General features: G+C 69.6%; 15 protein-coding genes. 5 read left to right on the top strand and 10 right to left on the bottom strand.

Annotated elements, in window-relative coordinates; translation table 11 throughout:
• The first annotated feature begins 6 nt into the window (after nt 1-6).
• Both ABFX45_RS28590 and ABFX45_RS28585 read left to right on the top strand, forming a co-directional pair.
• Nucleotides 7-1,455 carry an ABC transporter substrate-binding protein gene (locus ABFX45_RS28590; protein WP_346133216.1) on the top strand — a complete coding sequence of 483 codons (1,449 nt, stop codon included), beginning with the start codon at nt 7-9 and terminating at the stop codon, nt 1,453-1,455.
• Nucleotides 1,452-3,140, top strand: coding sequence for an ABC transporter permease subunit (locus ABFX45_RS28585; protein WP_346133214.1), 1,689 nt, complete (start codon nt 1,452-1,454; stop codon nt 3,138-3,140). The genes ABFX45_RS28590 and ABFX45_RS28585 overlap by 4 nt, the downstream gene beginning before the upstream one ends.
• A 2-nt stretch (nt 3,141-3,142) precedes the next feature.
• On the opposite strand, the gene ABFX45_RS28580 is transcribed toward ABFX45_RS28585, so the two are convergent.
• From ABFX45_RS28580 to ABFX45_RS28565, 4 genes are all read right to left on the bottom strand, one after another.
• Nucleotides 3,143-4,048, bottom strand: coding sequence for a PucR family transcriptional regulator (locus ABFX45_RS28580; RefSeq protein ID WP_346133213.1), 906 nt, complete (start codon nt 4,046-4,048; stop codon nt 3,143-3,145).
• A gap of 156 nt (nt 4,049-4,204) precedes the next feature.
• Complete coding sequence (locus ABFX45_RS28575; RefSeq protein WP_109636407.1) at nt 4,205-4,879, bottom strand: DUF1345 domain-containing protein; 675 nt, start codon at nt 4,877-4,879, stop codon at nt 4,205-4,207.
• Nucleotides 4,880-4,958: 79 nt separating this feature from the next.
• Entirely contained in the window at nt 4,959-5,849 is an 891-nt protein-coding gene (locus ABFX45_RS28570; protein WP_109636406.1) for an extracellular catalytic domain type 1 short-chain-length polyhydroxyalkanoate depolymerase, read from the bottom strand.
• Between the two features lie 7 nt (nt 5,850-5,856).
• Nucleotides 5,857-8,874: a glycoside hydrolase family 2 TIM barrel-domain containing protein gene (locus tag ABFX45_RS28565; RefSeq protein WP_346133210.1), complete on the bottom strand. Its 3,018-nt coding sequence runs from the start codon at nt 8,872-8,874 to the stop codon at nt 5,857-5,859.
• A 260-nt stretch (nt 8,875-9,134) separates the two neighbouring features.
• Between ABFX45_RS28565 and ABFX45_RS28560 the strand changes: the two genes are divergently transcribed.
• Nucleotides 9,135-9,896, top strand: coding sequence for a rhamnogalacturonan acetylesterase (locus ABFX45_RS28560; RefSeq protein ID WP_346133208.1), 762 nt, complete (start codon nt 9,135-9,137; stop codon nt 9,894-9,896).
• On the opposite strand, the gene ABFX45_RS28555 is transcribed toward ABFX45_RS28560, so the two are convergent.
• From ABFX45_RS28555 to ABFX45_RS28540, 4 genes are all read right to left on the bottom strand, one after another.
• A complete protein-coding gene (locus ABFX45_RS28555) occupies nt 9,890-10,618 on the bottom strand; it encodes an aspartate/glutamate racemase family protein (RefSeq protein WP_346133206.1) in 729 nt (242 codons plus the stop codon). The genes ABFX45_RS28560 and ABFX45_RS28555 overlap by 7 nt on opposite strands.
• Nucleotides 10,615-12,060, bottom strand: coding sequence for an NCS1 family nucleobase:cation symporter-1 (locus tag ABFX45_RS28550; protein WP_346133204.1), 1,446 nt, complete (start codon nt 12,058-12,060; stop codon nt 10,615-10,617). The genes ABFX45_RS28555 and ABFX45_RS28550 overlap by 4 nt, the downstream gene beginning before the upstream one ends.
• 95 nt (nt 12,061-12,155) lie before the next feature.
• Nucleotides 12,156-12,869 carry a GntR family transcriptional regulator gene (locus tag ABFX45_RS28545; RefSeq protein ID WP_346133202.1) on the bottom strand — a complete coding sequence of 238 codons (714 nt, stop codon included), beginning with the start codon at nt 12,867-12,869 and terminating at the stop codon, nt 12,156-12,158.
• 15 nt (nt 12,870-12,884) lie between these two features.
• The gene (locus tag ABFX45_RS28540; RefSeq protein WP_346133200.1) at nt 12,885-14,204 is read right to left on the bottom strand and encodes a cellulase family glycosylhydrolase; all 1,320 of its coding nucleotides are present in this window, start codon (nt 14,202-14,204) and stop codon (nt 12,885-12,887) included.
• A gap of 24 nt (nt 14,205-14,228) precedes the next feature.
• On the opposite strand from ABFX45_RS28540, the gene ABFX45_RS28535 reads away from it, so the two are divergent.
• Entirely contained in the window at nt 14,229-14,987 is a 759-nt protein-coding gene (locus tag ABFX45_RS28535) for a hypothetical protein (protein WP_346133198.1), read from the top strand.
• A gap of 4 nt (nt 14,988-14,991) precedes the next feature.
• On the opposite strand, the gene ABFX45_RS28530 is transcribed toward ABFX45_RS28535, so the two are convergent.
• Together ABFX45_RS28530 and ABFX45_RS28525 are read right to left on the bottom strand one after the other, a co-directional pair.
• The gene (locus tag ABFX45_RS28530) at nt 14,992-16,302 is read right to left on the bottom strand and encodes a glycoside hydrolase family 6 protein (RefSeq protein WP_346133196.1); all 1,311 of its coding nucleotides are present in this window, start codon (nt 16,300-16,302) and stop codon (nt 14,992-14,994) included.
• Between the two features lie 320 nt (nt 16,303-16,622).
• Complete coding sequence (locus ABFX45_RS28525) at nt 16,623-17,696, bottom strand: SGNH/GDSL hydrolase family protein (protein WP_109636399.1); 1,074 nt, start codon at nt 17,694-17,696, stop codon at nt 16,623-16,625.
• Nucleotides 17,697-17,895: 199 nt separating this feature from the next.
• Between ABFX45_RS28525 and ABFX45_RS28520 the strand changes: the two genes are divergently transcribed.
• Nucleotides 17,896-18,471, top strand: coding sequence for a choice-of-anchor Q domain-containing protein (locus tag ABFX45_RS28520; protein ID WP_346133194.1), 576 nt, complete (start codon nt 17,896-17,898; stop codon nt 18,469-18,471).
• Nucleotides 18,472-18,475: the final 4 nt, after the last annotated feature.

The raw sequence follows: 18,475 nt of genomic DNA, 5'->3' as shown, positions 1-18,475 counted from the left end.
CTCACCATGTTGTTGCGACGTACCCTGCTCGCCGCGGCGGTGCTCTCCGTGTGCGGGCTGACCGCGGGATGTTTCGCCGGCAGCCAGGCGGAAGGCCCGGCGCGGTTGCGTGTCGCACTGCCGTTCCCGCCCGTGCAGTCGTTGTCGCCCTGGGGAGATGACGGCGTCACGCTCACGAGGCTCGGCATCGCGGAAACCCTCGTGCGGCTCGACCCCGAGGGCAGGCCCCAGCCGCTGCTGGCGGAGAGCTGGACGCGCAAGTCCCCGACGACGTGGTCGTTCCGCATTCGCGCGGGCGTGAAGTTCCACGACGGCACCGCGCTCACCGCCGCTGCCGCCGCGGACGCGCTCAGCCGGGCGGCGGCCGCCAGCCCGGTGCCCCGCGCGATCAAGGGCGTCGGGGTGACCGCGAAGGCCGCAGGCGACCTCGACCTCGAGGTGAGCACCACCGCGCCCGATCCCACGCTGCCGCAACGGCTTTCGACGGCGAACCTCGTCGTGCTGGCCCCCGCCGCCTACCAGGGCGAACGGGTGAACCCGGCGAAGGCGGGCACCGGACCGTTCGTGCTGGCGGATCTCGAAGTGGCGAACGGCGCGGCGCTCGCGCGGTTCGACGGCTACTGGGACGGCGTTCCCGAGCTCGCGGGCGTCGACGTCCGGTTCGTGCCCGACGGCAACACCCGCAGCGCCACCCTGCGAGCGGGCGAGGTCGACGTCGCCACGAACGTGCCGATCAGCGCGCTCGCCAACGTCACCACGGAGGAGGTGCCGCTGCCGAGGACGGTGTCGGTGCTGCTCAACACGGCCAAGCCGCCGTTCGCGGACCCGCGGTTGCGGGCCGCGGTGCGCGAAGCGGTCGATCCCGCCGCTCTCGCGAAGGGCGTCTACGAGGGCCACGCCGACGCCGCCACCGGTGTCTTCCGGAACACGGCACCGCGGCAGGTCACGCCGACCGGTGCGACCGCGGGCGGCCAGAAGATCGCCCTGGCCACCTGGAGCGACCGGCCGGAACTTCCCGGAGTCGTCACCGCCGTCGCCGAGTCGTTGCGCGGCAAGGGTTTCGAGGTCGAGCAGGTGGTGCGCAAGTACAGCCAGCTCGAGCCCGACCTGCTCGCGGGCAACTTCGACGCGGTGATCTTCTCCCGCTCGTACGCGCAGGACAACGGTGACCTGGCCGCGAACCTCAACCTCGACTTCAGCTGTTCCGGCGGCTTCAACCTCGTCAAGGTGTGCGACCCGGCGCTGGACGCCGCCATCGGCCAGGCATTGGCGATCGAAGACGTCCCCGCCCGCCAGGCGGCGGCGATGCGGGCGCAGGACGCGCTGCTCGCCACCAACGCGGTGGTCCCGCTGGTGCACGAGCGCACCATCATCGGGCGTTCGGCCGGCGTCAGCGGCCTGTCCACCGACCCGTACGACCGCCTGCTGATCACCAGCAAGACCAGCGTTTCATGAGATTGCTCGGACGGCTCTGCGCCCTGCTGGGCCTCACGGCGGTGATCGGCCTGCTGCCGCTGCTGGCGGGCAGGGACCCGGCACTCTCGGTGCTGCGGGCCCGTTCCGCAGAACGCGAGCCCGACGCCGAGGCGCTCGCGTCGGTGCGGCGCGAGCTCGGTCTGGACGGCGGGCCGTTCGAGCTGCTCGGCCGCTGGTCGAGCCGGGCACTGCACGGCGATCTCGGCACCTCGTGGGTGTCCGGTGAGCCGGTGACGGGGCAGCTGGGGGCGGCGATCGGCGTGTCCGTCACGCTGACCGCGCTCGCGGCGCTGGTCGCGATCCTCGTGATGACCGCGCTGGTCGCCCGTCCGTTCGTGCGTGGCCTGCGCGGCCAGTCCGTTGCCGGTCGCGCGGGCTTCGCCGCCGTGCTCGCGGCCCTGCCCGAGTTCCTCATCGGCTCGGTGCTGCTGCTGGTGTTCGCCGTCCGGCTCGGGTGGCTGCCGACGTCGGGCTGGCGCGATCTCAGCTACGCCGTGCTGCCCGCCATCGCGCTGGGGACGCCGGCCGGTGCGGTGCTCGCCGTCGTCGCCGGTGACGCCCTGCGCGACGCGCTCACCGCGCCGTGGCGGCGCTCGTGGACGGCCGCGGGTTTCCGGGTGCGCACGATCGCTGTGGCTGTGGTGCGCCGCGCGGGATCCGTGGTGACCGGGCAGCTCGGCATCGTGGTCGCCGGCATGTTCGGCAGTGCCGCGACGGTCGAGGTGGTGTTCGGCGTACCGGGGCTCGGCAGGCTCGCGGTGGACGCGGCGCTGGCGCAGGACGTGCCGGTGGTCCAGGCGTGCGTGCTCGTGATCCTGCTCGTGGGTGCCGCGGCGGGCGCTCTCGGTGCGGTGGCCCAGCGGTTGCTGCTCGGTCCGGCTCTCACCGACGGGGCGCTGGAGGCCGCGGCACCGCGAGAGATCACGTCCGGCCGGCTGCACCTGGCACTGCCCGCGGTGGTCGTGACCGGCGTGGTGCTGTGGGGAATCTGGCGCGATCCGTTCACAGTGGACCTCGCGGCGCGACTCCTGCCTCCGTCCGCGGCGCACCCGATGGGCACGGACGCGCTGGGCCGCGATCTGCTCGCCAGGGTCGCGCACGGCGCGCTGCACACCGCCGCGCTGGCGGCGGGAGTGACCGCGCTGGTCGTCGTGATCGCTCTGCTGGTCGGTGTCGCGGGACGCCGCGGATCCGGGGCCGCGGACCTGGTGAACGCGCTGCCGGCGGTGGTGGTCGCGCTGGCCGTGGCGGCGACGGCCGGTCCGGGGTGGATGAGCGCCGTGGTCGCGGTCGCCGCGGTGGCCTGGGCTCCCCCGGCCGCCCACGCGCGGTTGCTCGCGCTGGAGCAACGCGGCAGCGCCCACCTCACCGCCGCACGGGCGCTGGGCGCGAGCACCCGGCACATCATGTTCCGGCACGTGCTGCCCGCCGTCGTGCCTCCCGTGCTGCGCAACGCTTTCGTGCGTCTTCCCGCCATCGCGCTCGCGCTCGCGTCGCTGGGTTACCTCGGCCTCGGCGCCCAGCCACCCCAACCCGAGTGGGGTGTGCTGCTGGCTGAAGGCATGCCGAACGTCGAGCGGGCGCCGTGGGTGGTCGCGTTTCCCGCGGCGGCACTGGTGCTGATCGGCGTCGGTGCGGTGGTGGCGGCCGGGCGGATGCGCTGACGTCAGGCCACGGCGTCGGCGAACAGCGCCGCTCTCAGCAGCTGAGCGCCGTGACCGGCGGCCGGGTCCCAGCCGGTGATCTTCGCGATGCGCTGCAACCGGTAGTCCATCGTGCTGCGGTGCACGAACAGGTCGCGGGCAGCCTGGTTGCGGTTGAAGTCCGCGTGGACGAGGGAGACCAGCGTCTCCCACAGAACCTGGTTCTCCCGCACGGGTCTGATGATCTCGGCCAGCTGGGCGGTGACCGCGGTGCTGGCGGCGATCGCCTGCTCCACCAGCACATCGGACACGGCGTACGTGCCCGGCGGACGGCACCCCGCCGAGACGAGGCGCAGCACCTCGGTGGCCTCGATCCAGGCGTCCGTGAGCTCGGCGACCGGCCGCCTGGCGGTGGCGACCCACCTGCTGCCGCTAGCCAGCTGACCGGTGATCCTGTCCAGCAGCTCGGTCTCGCGTTCCGGCACGAGCAGCACGAGGAGCCCGGACCTGGTCGTGCGGAGAACGCCCTGGCACTCGTGTTCGTGCACCGGCACGTCACGCTGTTCTGAGACCAGGACCACGTAGATCGGCGCAAGCCTGGCCAGTACGTCGTGCGACACCGCCTTGCCGTCGATCAGGTCGGCGGCGAGGTCGCCGGACCGAGGTGGCACGGCGTTGCAGCAGAGCCCGTCGAGGAAGTCCTCGAGCAACTGGGCACCGGCGCGCGCGAGCCGCAGAAGCTCCGGGTCGTCGGCAGCGGCCGCGCACAACAGCTCGGTCAGCTCCACCGGCCGGTTACCGGCCCACTGCGCACCGGCCGCCCGCACCTTCGCGCGGAACTCGGCGAGCCGCTGCTCGCGGTCACCGGCCACGCGCAGGACGCGCGCGGAGTCGGCTTCCCAGCCGGGAGCGGGGTTAGGCAGGACCACCTCCGCAGTTTTGATGTGCGCGCTCACAACGTCAACCGGTCATGCGTCAAATCACCATTGGGAACCCGTCTCAATTCGTTTTCTGCGCTGTGACGTGCATTTCATTAGCCGCCGCGCATGGTTGAGCAAATTCTGTGAACGCGCGCAACACAGGACTCAGTTGCCGCTGCTGAGGCTCGCGACGAGGTTGATGGTCGTGGCGAGCAGGCCGGTGCCGAAGAGGTAGGAGAACAACGCGTGCCGCAGTGCGGTGCGGCGGATCTCCCTGGTGGACAACGACGTGTCCGACACCTGGAACGTCATGCCGATGCTGAAGGCGACATAGGCGAAATCGCCGTAATCGGGCGGATCCGCCTGGTTGAAGTCGATGCCGCCGTCGACGTCGTAGTAATACAGCCGGGCGTAGCGCAACGCGAAGATCGTGTGCACCACCGTCCACGACAGCACGACGGACAGCACGCCCAGCCCCACGCGCAGCAGTTCCGACGCGCCAGAGGTCTCCGCGGCACGGGCGAGCACGAAACCGACCGACACGAGGCTCGCGACTGCCGCGAGCAGCAGCACGATCTCCGTCACGGTGCGCGTGGGGTCGTTGCGCACGGCGTGCCGGGCGGTCTCCTCGGCGTCCATCGGCCAGATGAGGATCCACACCCAGGTCAGGTAGACCAGCGTGGCCACGTCCCAGCCGACGAGCGGTCCGAACTCGGCGTGGCCGGCGAGCGAGACCGCGAGGCCGGCGGCGACCCCCGCGGCGAGCACGGTCGCGAACTTCGCCCTCGCCAGGACGAAGCCGTCGTCGGACGGTGGGCGGGCCGGGAGATCGTCTGGCATGAGACCCGAAGGTACGACATGTCCGCCGTCTCCGCTGCGACGTGTGGGGCGGGAGCCGGCTCCCGCCCCACACCCGTGTTCACACCCGGCGGTCCAGGCCGAAGAACTGGATGGCGCGCAACGCCATCCCCGACGCCATCAGGTTGTGCCCGACGCCCTGCATCGAGATCGCCTCGACCTTGTCGCCGTACTTGCGGCGGGTCCAGTTCGGCTGCGGGTGGTCGGTGGACGTCGGCGTGGTGGACAACCGGTGGACGTTGGTCCACTGGTCGACCTCCTCGCCGAAGTTCGGGTACCTCAGCACGTCGTCGTTGGTGCCGTGCCACAACTGCATGCGCGGCCGCTTGCCGATGTAGCCGGGGTAGGCCGACCGCGCGATGTCACCCCACTGCTGCGGGGACTTCAGCACCCGGCCGTTGGCGCACTCGGTGTTCCAGAGGGAACCGTTGGTGGTCGCGAAGCAGCCGTCGGGAACGCCCGCGAACGCCGCTCCGGCGTCGAAGACGTCGGGGTAGTTGGCGACCATCACGTTGGTCGCCATCGCACCGGAGGAGATGCCCGTGACGTACACACGGGCCGGGTTTCCCTGGTACTGCCGCAATGCCCAGCGCACCATCGAGATCATCCCGACCGGATCGCTGCCACCGTCACGCCTCAGGGCCTGCGGCGACGACACGTCGAAGCACTTCTCGGTGCGGGTCGCCGTCGGGTAGATCACGACGAACCCGTACTGGTCGGCAAGCCGGGCGAACTCCGTGTTGCGGTACATGTCCGGGCCCGAGCCGGTGCAGTAGTGCGGAGCCAGCAGGATGCCCGGCCGGCTGGCGACGCGGTCCGGTTTGTACACGTGCATGCGGAGGTTGCTGGGGTTGGGGCCGAAGCCGGTCACCTCGACGAGGCTCGCCGCGGAGGCCTGCGGCGTGACCACGAGACCGAGCAGGACCGCTGCGGCCAAAGCTGCGCGGAACATGACGCTCCTAACGTCCGACCGTTGCTTCCGAGACACCCAGGAACCCCTGTGCGGTCCCGGGTGCGGAACTGGCGAGTTCGAGGCGGATGCGGTCGCTCCGCACGGGAGCGAACGTGATGCTGGTCGGCTTGCCCGGTTCGGTGGCCCACTCCACCTTCGCGTCGCGCACGGGCACGAACTTCGAGCCGTCCCAGTACGACACCGCGATCGAAGCTGGCCTCGCGTGCGATGCGTCGGTGAGGAAGGACGCCCGCACCGAGCCGGCCAGGCCGTCGCGGACCGGCAGCGACACCCAGTCCGTCGCGTGCGCGCGGCTGACCGCGGGCAGCAAGGCCGTGGCGCGCTTGAGGTAGTAGTTCGACCAGTACGTCGAAGGGTTGCCGTCGAGCATGGCGGCCGGGATCGTGCCCGGTGCACCCGAGTAGCTCGCGTCCACCGCCGGCGGCGCCACCGGAGTTCCCGGTGCGGGATCCGTGACCTGCACGCGGCCTGGGCGTCCACCGATCGCCGCGACCATCGTGGTCGCCGTGCGCAGACCGGACGCGCGCGCCGTCACCGTGATCGCGGTCGATGTCTGTCCTGATCGGACCATCGCGAGCGCCTTGCCGTTGAACGCGGTGCGCGAGGCCGCCTGGTAGTTCTCGGCGCTCTCCTGGCGCCCGTTGTCCAGCCCGGCGAGGCTGCCGCCGCGGACCTGGAACGAGATCAGGTCGTCCGCGTCCGGCACGACCACGCCCGCGCGGTCGACGACCTCGGCGGTGACGAAGGTGAGCGACTCACCGTCCGCCTTGACCACCCTGCGGTCCGGCGTCAGCTTGATCGCGTGCGGCTCACCCGCGGTGCGGACCTCGTCCCGCGCGACCTCCACTCCCCCGCGCTTGGCGACCGCGACGAGCCGGCCGGGCTGGAACGGCACCGACCAGGTCAGGTGCAGCTTGCCCGCACTGCCGTTCGGGCTCGTGTAGCTACCGGGGTACGGGCCAGTGGTGACGGTCTTGTCGTCACCGGTCGCCTCGGTGGTCTCCAGGTACTTCGCGCCGTACGTGGTGGTCTTCGTGTCGAACTTCCGCTCGCCCAACGACTTGCCGTTGAGGTACAGCTCGACGGTGTCCGCGTTGCTGTACGCCCACACCGACACCTGTTCGCCCGGCTTGTGGCTGGTCCAGTTCATCGGCAGCAGATGCACCATCGGCTCGTTGCTCCACTGGCTGCGGAACAGGTGGTAGAAGTCCTTCGGGAACCCGGCGGTGTCCACCGCGCCGAAGAACGACGACTTCACCGGGAACACGTTGTACGGCGTGGGTTCACCGATGTAGTCGATGCCCGTCCACAGGAACTGGCCGGCGAACCACTTGCGGTCGCGGTCCTTCTTCAGGCCGTACTCACCGCTGTATGTCCACGTCTCCAGGTTGTTGTCGTAGGAGGACGTGTTGCGCTTGCCCGGCGTGTGGTTCTCGCCGGTGTTGAGCTGGTCCGGGTCCTGGTAGTAGCCGCGGGTGGAGGTGGACGAGGAGGACTCGGCCTCGAAGAAGAACTTGGTGGGATAGCGCGTGTGCAGCTCGTCGATCGAGGACGCGTTGTTGTAGTTGAGGCCCAGCCCGTCGAGCATCTGCAGGATCTGGTCCTGCGGTGAGCCGACGGCGGGCACCCTGCGGTACCGGTCGGTGCCCATCACGATCGGCCGGGTGGTGTCGACGGCACGCACGTCGTCGATCAGCTTGCGGGCGATCGGCGGCCCCGCGGCCCCGCTGGAGTCCGGGATCTCGTTGCCGATCGACCACATCACCACCGCGGGCGAGTTCTTCGCGGCGTGCACCATCTCGCGGACGTCGGCGCTGCTGTGGGCGTCGAAGAAGCGGCCGTAGTCGTACTTCACCTTGGGCGCGCGCCAGGTGTCGAACGCCTCGACCTGCAGCAGGATGCCCATCTCGTCGCACGCCTTCACGAACTCCGGCGACGGCGGGTTGTGCGAGGTGCGCACCGCGTTCACACCCATGCTCTTCATGATCTTCAGCTGGCGGACGATCGCGTCCGTCGAGACCGCCGCGCCGAGCGCGCCGAGGTCGTGGTGGAGGTTGACGCCCTTGAGCTTCATCTCGACGCCGTTGAGCGAGAAGCCGTTGTCCGGGTCGAACGAGAAGTACCGGACGCCGGTGCGGGTGCTGACCCTGTCCACGACCTTGCCGTTCACCCGGACCTCGGTGTCCACTGTGTACAAGGACGGCCGGTCCACCGACCACAGCGCCGGGTGGTCGATCCTGATGTCCGTGGTCGCGGTGCTCGGTTGCGCGGCCAGTGCCGCACGCGTCGTGCCCCTGCCGACGATCCGGCCGCGCGGATCGCGCACCGTCGAGACGATCTCCGCCTCGGTGCTGTTCTCGGCCGCGGCGGTGGTCGCCACGCGCATCGTGGCGTAGCCGGACTTGATCGTGTTCGCCAAGTCCGGCGTCGTCACCTGCACGCCGTGGCGCGTGACGTGTGCGGGATCCGTCACGACCAGCCGGACGTCGCGGTAGATGCCGCTGCCTGAGTACCACCGGCTGCTCGGCACCTGATTGCGCACCTTGACCGCGAGAACGTTCGGCGTGCCATCGGTGTGCGCGTCGAGGTCGTAGGCGAAACCGGTGTAACCATATGGATGACGACCGAGCAGCACTCCGTTGAGATAGACCTCGGAGTCCATGTAGACGCCGTCGAATTCGATCGACACCTTCTTCGCCGCCATCGACGACGGCAAAGTGAACGTCTTGCGGTACCAGCCGAGACCACCGGGCAAAAAGCCCGTTCCCGCTCCGGTGTGCGGCCCCTCGACGGGGTCGAGCCCGATGCTCCAGTCGTGCGGCAGCCGCGTGTCCCGCCACGCCGGATCGTTCGCGTCCGGCTGCGGCGCGTCCTCGCCGGTCTTGTTGACCAGCGCGAACTTCCACGCACCGGTGAAGTCGACCGCTCGCCCAGCCGCGCGGACCTGCTCGACCGGCGCGGACTGCGCTGCCGTGGAGGCCGTGCACAGCCCTACCGCGACCACGCAGCCAAGAGCAAGTCCCCACAATTTGTTCGACCATCGAATCGACCGTCGAATAATCAAAACTCACCGCCCCGTCGCGAATTGCGCGCCAACTCCTGTCCGACAGGAAAGCGCTTACCGCATGTCCGCGCAAGAGGTAGCATCCACTTTCGCGATCAGCTCTGCCGGAATTTCGTACCGGATGAGAAGAGGTTCACAACGGTGAACAGCCGAATGGCGGCCACCGCCAGGGCAATGGCCGCTGCGTCATCGGCCTCGTCGTGGCCACGCTGACCGTCACGGGTGCCTCGGCGGCAACCCCGGTCCAGGTCTTCGTCGCAGGAGACTCCACCGCGTCCACTTACACGTCCTCGCAGGCGCCCCGAGCCGGCTGGGGCCAGGCGCTGCCGGTGTTCCTCACCCCCAACGCCGTGGTGGTGAACGAGGCCCTGTCGGGGGCCAGCTCCAAGAGCTTCGTCGATCTGGGCCGCCTCGACCACATCCTGGCCCGGATCAAGCGCAACGACCACCTGCTCATCTCGTTCGGGCACAACGACGAGAAGAAGGAGGACCCGGCGCGCTACACCGAGCCGTCGACGACCTACAAGTCGTACCTCTCCCAGTTCATCGACAGGAGCCGGGCGAAGGGCGCGAAGCCGGTGCTGGTCACGTCCGTGGAACGGCGCCGCTTCAGCAGCGCGGGAACCATCACCCCGACGCACGGCGCGTACCCGGCGGCGATGCGTGAGCTCGCGGCGGCCAAGCGCGTGCGGCTGATCGACCTGACCGCGTCCAGCACGGCGCTCTTCAACCGCGTGGGCGTGGAAGGCACGAAGAAGTACTTCATGCACCTCAAGGCCGGGCAGTACCCCAACTATCCCAACGGCGTGGAGGACAACACGCACTTCCAGGCCGCTGGTGCGATCGAGGTCGCCCGGCTCGTCGCGACCGCGCTGCGCAACCAGGGCGTCCTGCCGGGCGGCTCGTTCCGGCGGCTCAACGCCCAGATCCCGGACAGTGCGATCGTCTGGCCGAGTCAGTAGCCGAAGTCGCGCAACAACCCCGCGTACCGCTTCGGCCGCGGGAGAGCGAACTCGTCCCGCTTGCCGGTGCGCAGTCCCATCTCCACCAACGCCTGCACGGTGAGGACGGCGGACTGGACGCCGTCGACCACCGGCACGCCGATCGCCGCCGAGATCGACGGCGCCCAGTCCGTCATGCCCGCGCAGCCGAGCACCACCGCGTCCGCGCCGTCCTCCTCGACGGCGCGGGCGCAGGCGGCCGTGACGACGCCGAGAGCGCCCGGATCCCGGTCGAGCTCCAGCACCGGGATGTCGCACGCGTGCACGCCGCGGCACAGCCCGCGCATCCCGTAGCGCTCCGCGAGCTCCCAGGCCCGGCCGCGGGTGCGCGACAGCGTGGTCACGACGGTGAAACCCCGCCCCAGGTAGGCAGCCGTGCGCATGGCGGCTTCGGCGATGCCGACCACCGGGCCCGCCGCCAGCTCCCGTGCGGCGTCGAGTCCAGGGTCGCCGAAGCAGGCGACGACGTAACCGTCCACACCGGACTGTTCCCCGGCGGCGATCTCCGTCAGCAGCCCCGGCACGCTGAGCGCCTCGTCGTAGTGGCTCTCGATCGACTCCGGTCCCATCGCCGGGCTGACCGCGTGCACGGAGGTGCCGGCGGCGGCCACCGCCTTGGCCGACCGTTCCACCAGCGCGGTCATCTCCGCGCTGGTGTTCGGGTTCACGACCTTGATGATCACCGAGCCCGCCTGGACGCGAGCGTGTACACCACGAGACCCACCGCCATGCCGATGAACCAGCTGTACTGCGCGGCTCCGGCCAGCGCGGACACCAGGACCGGGACCACCGCGACGATCGCGCCCGCGGCCGTCGCGGCGATCGCCTTCGGGTTGTAGCCCTTGCGGTAGTGGTAAAGGCCATCGGGTGACATGGTGAACAGGTCATCCACCACCACCTTCTGCCTACGCACCAGGTAGTAGTCCGCGATCAGCACGCCGAACAGTGGACCGATGAACGCGCCGAGCACCTCCAGCGTGTAGTGGATGACCTCAGGGCTGTTGTAGAGGTTCCACGGCGTGATGAGCACCGATCCGACGGCGGCGATCATGCCGCCCGCGCGCCAGCTGATGCGCTGCGGGCTGACGTTGGAGAAGTCGAACGCGGGCGAGATGAAGTTCGCGACGATGTTGATGCCGATCGTCGCGATGGTGAACGTCAGCGCGCCCAGCAGGATCGCGAACGTGCTGTCGACGCGGGCGACGGTCTCCACCGGGTCGGTGATGAGCTCGCCGAACACCGGCAGGGTCAGCGACGTCGTCACGACCACGAGCACCGAGAACAGCAGGAAGTTCACCGGCAGGCCGAGCAGGTTGCCCCGCTTCACCGCGGCGAACGAGCGGCCGTAGCGGGAGAAGTCGCCGAAGTTCAGCATCGGGCCGGAGAAGTACGACACCACGAGGGCGATCGCGCCGAGCATGACGGGCAGCGACGCGAGCCCGGTGTGGCGGACCTCGCCGAGGCTCAGGTCGATCGCACCCCAGCCGGCCCGGTGGATCAGGTAGCCGGTGAGCACGAACATCACCACGTACACGGCGGGACCGCAGAAGTCGATGAACCGGCGGATCGTCTCCATGCCGGTCCAGAACACCGCGGCCTGCACGAGCCACAGCACGGCGAACGAGCCCCAGCCGAGCAACGGCAGCCCGAGGAACCCGTACTGCTGCACGTCCGCGTAGGGCATGAGACCGGGGAAGAGCTTGAGCAGCACGACGTTCAGCGCCGCGGACGCCAGGTAGGTCTGGATGCCGTACCAGGCCACCGCGATGAGCCCGCGGATGATGGCAGGCACGTTCGCGCCCAGCACACCGAAGGACGCCCGGCAGATGACCGGGTACGGCACGCCCGTCACCTGGCTGGGTTTCGCGACCAGGTTGCAGAAGACGTTCACGATGCCGATGCCGATGAGCAGCGCCAGCAGCACCTGCCAGCTCGAGAGGCCGAGCATGAACAGGCTGCCTGCGGTGACGTAGCCGCCGACACTGTGCACATCGGACATCCAGAACGCGAAGATGTTGTAGGAGCCCCAGGACTGCTTCTTGAGGGGCGCCAGATCCTCGTTGGTGAGGCGCGGGTCGTACTGGGGCGCCGTGGCGGTCGCCGGACGGGCGGCTGTCTCGGTCATCACCAACTCCTCGTGACCTGGGATGTGGTGCGAGCAGCCTGGTCCCGCCGTGTTACGCCCCTATGACGCGAACCGTATATCTTTCCTGGCGCGGTTCAGTCCGAGTCGACGAACAAACCCGTGTGACGGGGCAGCGCGGCGAGCGACTCCCGCAGCCGGGCGTGGTGCGCCCGCGCCGCCGCGACCAGCCTCTCCACGTCCCTGGCGAGGAACGCCGCGAGCATCTCCTCGTGGTCGCGGTGCATTCCGGCCTTCGCGCCGTCCGACACGTGCGCCATGGGCTGCACCGGCTCGGTGGTGTTCCACGCCGACTCCAGCATGGCCAGCAGCCGGTGCATCCCGCACGGCCGGACCAGCGCGAGGTGGAACCGCCTGCTGTCGCGGTGGTAGCCGCGCACGTCGTGGGCCGCGATGGCCCGACCGAGCGCCTCGTGCGTCGCTGTCGCCTCCAGGTCGTCCTGCTCGGTCGCCGACGCCACCGCGGCGGTCAGTGCCGCGATCTCCAGCACCTCCCGCACCAGGTACAGCTCGTGCAGCTCACGGGGTGTCAGCCTGGCCACGTGATAGCCGAGGTTGGGCCTGTGCTCGACCAGACCCTCGCCGATCAGCGTCTTCAGCGCCTCGCGCACCGGGATGCGGCTCACCCCGAACACCTGTGCGACCTCGTCCAGGGGGATCGGGGTGCCCGGCGGCACCTCGCCGTCGAGCAGGCACCGGCGCAGTTCTTCGAGGATCGCGGCCTGGGAACCGCCCGGCTGGCCGCTCACCAGCCGGGCGATCAACGCAGAACGTTTCCGCGGGCCCGCCACGCCGTGGAGCCTATGTCACCACCGTGCCGTGCACGTCACAGCCGGGACGGGGTTGGAGCCGTTCCACGAGCCGATGAACCCGAACGTGGCGCTGGCGCCGGCACCGAGGTTGCCGTTGTAAGCCATGTTCACCGCGGTCACGTCCGCCCCGCTGCGAGTGACCGTCGCGCTCCAGGCCTGGTTGACGGTCTGCCCGCCCGTGAAGGTCCACGTGATCGTCCAGCCGCTGATGGCCGCACCGCCCGCGGCGACGCGGACGTCGGCCTGGAAACCGCCCGGCCACTGGTTGGCGACGGAATAGGTTGCCGTGCAACCCTTTTCGGGTTCCGGTGTGGTCGTCGTGGTCGTGGGCGGTGTGCCGCCGAAGATCGTGGCCTCCTTCGACGTCGCCTTGATGCCGTTGGCACCGTTGAAGATCCGCTGTCCCCACGTGGTGAGCTGGGTGGCGTCGAAGTTCGTGGCCATGTCCAGGATCGGATCCGTGTTGCCGCTCCACGACCAGCCGAGATAGCCCATGCCGCGCCGCTGCGTCTCCGCCAGGATCGTCTCGTGGTCGACCTCGCCGCTCGCGAACCGCCAGCCGAACTCGCCGACCACCAGCGGCAGCCCCATGGTCTCGAAGGCGTCGAAGTACGAGATGATGCTCGACGCCTGGTTGTAGACGCTGTACATGTGGATCGAGAACACCGTGTTGCGGCGCTCGTCGGCGTTCCACACCGTCTGCGCGGTGGTGCGCATGACGTTCTGCCAGTCCTGGCCCCAGTTCGGCGCGTCGACCATCAGCAGGTGCTCGAAACCGTTGGCACGCAGCTTGCGCACGGCGTTCGCGGTGGCGTCGGTCCACTGGGCGGCGTTCGTGTTGCCGATCGGCTCGTTGCCGATGTTGATGATGACGTAGTCCTCCTGGCCCGCCAGCACGTCCTTCTGGCCGATCCAGTAGTCCGCGGCCTCGTCCAGGCTCGCCGCCGCCTGCTCCTCGCCGTAGCCGGTGGTGTCGTGCACCTCCAGCACGCAGATCATCTTGTTCTGCTTGCACAGCGAGATCACCTGGGCGACGTCGTCCGAAGGGCCCCACCGCTTGCCGGTGCCCAGAACGACTCGAACGGTGTTGGCGCCCAACGCCTTGATGTCGGCGAACGAACCGGTGCGCGACTCGTACCAGACGTGCGGGTGGTTCACCCCGCGCATCACGAACTTCTCGCCGTTCGCCTCCACGACGTCGCGGCCGCTGATGTGCAGCCCTGTCGCCGCGGGCGCCGGAGCCGCCTGGGACACCAGTGCCGACGCGGCCACCGCCACCGCGGCGACGCCCAGCGCCAAGTAGTTCCTTCTCATCCGGTGATCTCCTAATCTTCAGGCATGCCAAAGTGGAAAGCGTTGTCCGTGTTCCTGGCACTCCAGCTCGCGACGGGGGCGACGCCCGCCATCGCGGATCACTCCCCCTCCTGCGCACGCCCGAACGTGCTGTTCTGCGAGGACTTCCAGTCCGTCCCGCTCGGTGGCGCGACCAGTCTCAAATGGGGTGTCGACACCAGCCACGGCACCCTCACCGTCGAAAAAGCGCCGCGCGGCCAACGGGTTCTGCACGTGCACACCGAACGCAACGGCCGGGCGTTCCTCCGGGTGGAGGACTTCGCGCCGCCCGGCAACAGCTTCTACGGCCGGGTGCGGCTCAAGGTCGACGCGTTCCCGCGCCGGCCCGACTGGGCCCACTACACGCTGATCGAGGCCACCGGCCAGGGCCCGGAGATCGTGCGGCCACTGGGCGGGCAGTACGCGCCCACCGCGCCGGGTGTGTTCTGGGGCGTCGGTGCCGACGGCGGACCGACCGGCGACTGGACGAACTGGCGCGAGTCGGCCCCGTCCCGTGAGGACGTCTGGCAGTGCGTCGAGTGGCGGATGGACGCCGCCGACAACAGCGTCGAGCTCTGGTTCGACGGCGTCCCGCAGCCGGATCTGACCGTGTCGACGCGCAACCACGGCGGAAACCCGGTGGACTTCGTGTTCCCGCGCTTCGACACCGTCAAGTTCGGCTGGCAGCTCTACCAGCCGAACGACGGCGCCTACGACCTCTGGCTGGACGACATCGCGTTGGCGACCAAGCGGATCGGTTGCTGATCTCTCACACGCAAACCACCCCGTTCAGCATCGGGGAGAGGAACGGCGGGGTGCCGCCGCCATGGGTCGCGTTGTAGCCGATGGTGGCGGTCCCGCCGGTGCCGAGAGAGCCGTTCCAGGACGCGTTCGCGACCTCCACGAGGTCACCCCGGTCCGCCCACGTGCCGTTCCAGCCCTGCGACACCGTCACGCCCGGCGCGGAGAAGGTGAACTTCCACCCGTTGATCGCCGCCGCCCGGTTCTCGATGACGATCTCCGCGCTGTAGCCGCCGTTCCAGGTGCTCGTCACCCTGTGCGTGGCCTTGCACCCGCCCTGCGCCGGTGGGGTCGTGGTCGTCGTGGTGGTCGTCGTGGTGGTCGTCGGCGGCCTCGCCGCGTTCGCGAGCTCGTACGCCCGCTGCGGCACGAACTGGCCGGCGCCCGCGATGCAGCCGTCCGCCTCACCGGGCAGCTTGACCCACAGGAACGCGGCGATCTGGCCGTCACCGGTCTGGTCGGTGCTCGGTGTGCCGATCGCCCGCCCCGGCGGGTCGCACCACTCGCTGCCCGCGGGGCCGTTGCCGTTGCGGCTGGTGTCGATCACCGCACGCAACCGCGAGTCGCCCAGCGAGCTCAGCACGGCCTTGGCGAACGCCACCTCGTCAGCGGTCCAGCGGTAGTTGGACACGTTGGTGGAGATGCCGTCCGCGCTGTTCGAGATGTCCGCGCCACGCAGCCGTGACGCCGCCTCAGCGGGCGAGAGCCACGCCGAGTGCCCGATGTCGAAGTAGACCTTGGCCTGACCGGACCCGGCCTTGAGCTGCTTGCCCGCGTACGCCATCGAGGCTCTGGTCTCGGCCTGCTGTCCGGCGTTCTGGCAGTTCGTCATCAACGGCAGCACGTCGGGCTCCAGCACGATCACCGCCGGCCGTCCCGCGAGTCCCGCTGCCACCTGGTCCACCCACGCCCGATACGCGCTGTGCGAGGGCGCGCCGCCGCCGCTCGCCCCGCCGCAGTCGCGATTGGGGATGTTGTAGACCACCATGATCGGCACCTTGCCCGCGGCAGCCGCGGCACCCACGAAGGCGTCCACCTCGCCCCGCACCGTGCTGGTGTTGGTGGTGGTGAACCACCTCGCCTGCGGCACATTCGCGATGCGGTCGCGGATCACCGGGGTGCGCGAGTCACCGGGGTTCGCCGCCACCCACCGGGCCGCGCCGGTGTTCGGGTCGACGTAGAACGGCGACGCGGCCGCCTGCGCGTTGCCCAAGACCGCGGCCGCGGTGGCCGCGAGCACGGTCACCGCGATGCCGGCGGCAACTCCTTTGTTGCGCATCCTGCCTCCTCATTCTGGGAGCGTTCCCAGACTGGCGGCACACTCTATTCACCGATCAGCCACCCGAAAAGTGCTCGTCGAACGTCCTCGACTAGCCGGTTTGCACGATCCGTGAGCGCCGGACACCGGCCGATCCGCGTGTGGCGCCTGAAAGACGAGCGCAAGACGACCCGCAGTGGCACGTTTCTCAGCTTCGTGGACCGTTCCGGTGGCCGGGAGCTCAGGAAGCCACCGGTTCGAACACCTTCGAAGCTCCGTGCCGGATTGCGGCGCGGGGAGCAGTCATCGTTGCACCGGATGGACCGGGAGCGTTTCCACGATCACCAGGCCAGTCCCAGCCGTGCGATGTAGTCGTTGAGCAGCCCGGAGATCAGCCGGTGGTCGCGCTGCGAGAAGTGCCAGTCGCAGCCGAGCCGGTCCAGCGCGGGGTCGGCGTAGTTCCAGTACCGGATCCGGCTGTCACCCCGCTCCTGCGCGACCTGCCGGACCGCGTCGGCGAACGTCCCCGAGGCCTCCGGCACGCTCACCACGATCGTCGTGCCGGAGCCGTACCGTGCTCGCAGCTTGTCCAGGAACCCGTGGTACGCCGACTTGTACGCGGCCACAAGGCTTTGCTGGGTGGGCCACTGCTCACCTGGCCTGAGCGCGGTCGAGAAGTCGTTGGTGCCCAACCCGACCACGACCAGCTGCGGGCGCCACGTACCGGGGTTCTGCCACACATCGCCGTTGACGTTGAGCAACGCCCGGTCGTAGTAGGTGCGGTAGCTCGTGCCGGGCTCGCCGCCGTTGTAGTTGCGCACCATGCCGCGGCCGGAGAACGCGTTGATCTGGTAGTCGGCGTTCAACGTGCGGGCGGTGAGCGCGCCGAAGCTGATGTCCGCGTTGGTGTTGCGGTCGACGCCGCCGTTCGCCGAACAGTCGCGCGTGGTGGACAGGTTGCCGTAGCCCGCGGTCAGGGAGTCGCCGATGAACTCGATCTGCCGGGTGCGGGCCGCGGGCTTGGTCAGCACGTTGCCGACGAAACCACCGAACTCACCGGTGGCCCAGGGGCTTTCCGACCGCTTGACCAGCCGGACGCGGTGCTCGGCGTTGCTCAGGTTGCGCACCCAGTAGGTGGTCCGGCCCGGTTTCGCCAGTGTCGCAACGGTTCGCCCGTCGATCTGCACGTCGTAGTAACTCGCCGCGTCGTTGAGCGTGACGCCGACGCTGGTGCCGCGGAACCTGCCCTCGAAGTAGACGCCTGGCCAGGAGTACTGACCGGACTTCGTGACCCTGCCCGCGGTGTGAGCCTGGTCCAGGGGCGCGGCCTGTGCCGCGGGCGCGCCGAGCAGCGCGGCGACGAGGACGACCAACGCGGGCCGGATCGACCGCGTACCAACGGATAAACGCGACATGAACCGAAAACTGGCACGGCGCCCGAGCGACCGTCAAGACGGCCTGCCAGAAAACGAGGTGCTTCGACGAATTCGACCAGCCGCGTCGTCGAACGGCCGCCGCGACGGTTGTTGAAACGTTCAATCCTTTTGGAGGCAAGGGCATCGACGTCGATTCGATGGGATTGTCCGCATCGACGCATCACCCTAGCCTCGTCACATGCGGCGATTCAAACGATTCAAGACAGGTGCTGCGATCGTGCTCGCGCTCCTCGCGGTGGCGCCGCAGACCGCCCACGCCGAACCGGCACGGCAGGCGGGCACCGCGTACCACGTCGACGCCCAGAGCGGCAACGACTCGGCCTCCGGGCTCGACAGCGCCCACGCGTGGCGCACCCTCGCCCGCGTGAACAGCACCGTCTTCCAGCCGGGCGACCGGATCCTGCTGCGCGCGGGCAGCCGCTGGACCGGCCAGCTGTGGCCCAAGGGATCCGGCACCTCCACCGCGCCCATCACGATCGACAGCTACGGCACCGGCGCGGCTCCGCGCGTCGATGGCGGCGGGCAGGTCGCCGACGCGGTCCGCCTGGCCAACCAGCAGTTCTGGACCATCCGCGGCCTGGAGGTCACCAACCAGGTACCGGCCACGGGTACTCCCGGCCAGAACAGGGTGCGCTCCGGCTCGCCGGCGATCGACTCCGGCACGCGGATCGACAACCCCGGCGGGCGCGACTTCGCCGGTGGCCCGCTCTACCAGGGCAAACCCGACATCGGAGCCTTCGAACGCACGCTCTAGGAAC

The organism is Lentzea roselyniae, from assembly GCF_039537795.1.
In the GTDB taxonomy this organism is placed as follows: Bacteria; Actinomycetota; Actinomycetes; order Mycobacteriales; family Pseudonocardiaceae; genus Lentzea; species Lentzea atacamensis.
This window is presented reverse-complemented; position numbering and strand designations above follow the sequence as displayed.

Coding starts and splice junctions, on each gene's coding strand:
- ABFX45_RS28590 (WP_346133216.1), top strand. CDS start 7: ATGTTGTTGCGACGTACCCTGCTCGCCGCGGCGGTGCTCTCCGTGTGC.
- ABFX45_RS28585 (WP_346133214.1), top strand. CDS start 1,452: ATGAGATTGCTCGGACGGCTCTGCGCCCTGCTGGGCCTCACGGCGGTG.
- ABFX45_RS28575 (WP_109636407.1), bottom strand. CDS start 4,879: ATGCCAGACGATCTCCCGGCCCGCCCACCGTCCGACGACGGCTTCGTC.
- ABFX45_RS28570 (WP_109636406.1), bottom strand. CDS start 5,849: ATGTTCCGCGCAGCTTTGGCCGCAGCGGTCCTGCTCGGTCTCGTGGTC.
- ABFX45_RS28550 (WP_346133204.1), bottom strand. CDS start 12,060: ATGACCGAGACAGCCGCCCGTCCGGCGACCGCCACGGCGCCCCAGTAC.
- ABFX45_RS28540 (WP_346133200.1), bottom strand. CDS start 14,204: ATGAGAAGGAACTACTTGGCGCTGGGCGTCGCCGCGGTGGCGGTGGCC.
- ABFX45_RS28535 (WP_346133198.1), top strand. CDS start 14,229: ATGCCAAAGTGGAAAGCGTTGTCCGTGTTCCTGGCACTCCAGCTCGCG.
- ABFX45_RS28530 (WP_346133196.1), bottom strand. CDS start 16,302: ATGCGCAACAAAGGAGTTGCCGCCGGCATCGCGGTGACCGTGCTCGCG.
- ABFX45_RS28525 (WP_109636399.1), bottom strand. CDS start 17,696: ATGTCGCGTTTATCCGTTGGTACGCGGTCGATCCGGCCCGCGTTGGTC.
- ABFX45_RS28520 (WP_346133194.1), top strand. CDS start 17,896: ATGCGGCGATTCAAACGATTCAAGACAGGTGCTGCGATCGTGCTCGCG.